The sequence below is a fragment of the Enterobacter sp. Sphag1F genome (genome assembly GCF_014193275.1).
Classification (GTDB): domain Bacteria; phylum Pseudomonadota; class Gammaproteobacteria; order Enterobacterales; family Enterobacteriaceae; genus Pantoea; species Pantoea symbiotica.
The window spans coordinates 1-1,028 of sequence record NZ_JACHZD010000017.1 but is presented as its reverse complement, the minus strand read 5'-3'; the positions used below and the strand labels follow the sequence as shown (position 1 = coordinate 1,028).

General features: G+C 57.9%; 1 protein-coding gene. It reads right to left on the bottom strand.

Annotated elements, in window-relative coordinates:
* On the bottom strand, window positions 1-947 hold a 947-nt coding region (locus FHW71_RS23925; protein ID WP_179453248.1), incomplete at its 3' end, for an IS4 family transposase.
* Window positions 948-1,028 lie beyond the last annotated feature (81 nt).

Sequence of the window (1,028 nt, the reverse complement as noted above, 5' to 3'; positions counted from 1 at the left end):
CCCAGCTCTATCTCCCAGCGATGGCTGTACAGGTCCGCTATCTCTTTCCCCGGATAGCGCATCGCATCCGTCATCGACGTCAGGAACCGCCACGTCTTTCCTTTAATTTCCCGGCTGATAAGCCTCATCTCTGCATATTCCGCCAGATGAGGCCACTTCTTCCGCGCCTGAGGGGAGGTTTTAACACGGATGAGCGCATCTCCTTTTCCCAGGCGGCGTACCTCTTCGTACTGCAGGTCTTTGCGGGCTGCTATCATCCAGTGACGGTTTTCCCCCGCCTGATGCCAGGCGCTGAGCAGGCCGAACGAGGTATAGCCCTTGTCGAACAGCGTCAGGCTGTTGTCGGGGACGCGTGGGATAAGCCCTTCCGCCAGTATCATTTCGTTCTCATTCTGGCAGCCCATCACGGCGCCGCCGATAAGATGGCTGGTCAGCTCCATCAGGCAGACCACGCGTACCTGCGGATAGGGCGATGCACCGGCAACCGTTTTTGTGCGGGCGATAGCCTTTTCATTATCCGGCGTTTCCTGCGTGCGCCAGACGACGCCGTCAACCGCGTGAAGCGTCAGCCCACACCAGTCAGGATGCGTGGTCTGCGCGTGCCAGAGGTCGCTGCTTTGTTCGAAGACACGCCTGACGGCATCGTCTCCCAGGCGCTGCCGGGCCTGCACCACGGCGCTGGGCGCAACAAAAGGCCGGTTTCCCGGCAACAGAATATCAAGGCGATTCACGATGGCGTGCAGGGGCTCTTTGCGCTCAAGCGCCATGCCGATAAAGCACCAGACCATCATATCGGTGGTAAGACGGCGCTTGCGAAGGGTAACGGAGCCTGACTCCTGAATGCAGCGGGCGATCAGTTCGGGCTCAAGGACATCCGCGAGTGTAGTGAGTGGGTTACGCAGAGAATCGTAGCAAGAGACAATATCAAAGGCCTGACGGAGCTGCATAAAAAAATCCGGAAACGAAACGTTCCCGGATTCTTACACAGCCACTGGATCGTTCAACTGATCCTTAACTGATCGGCATTA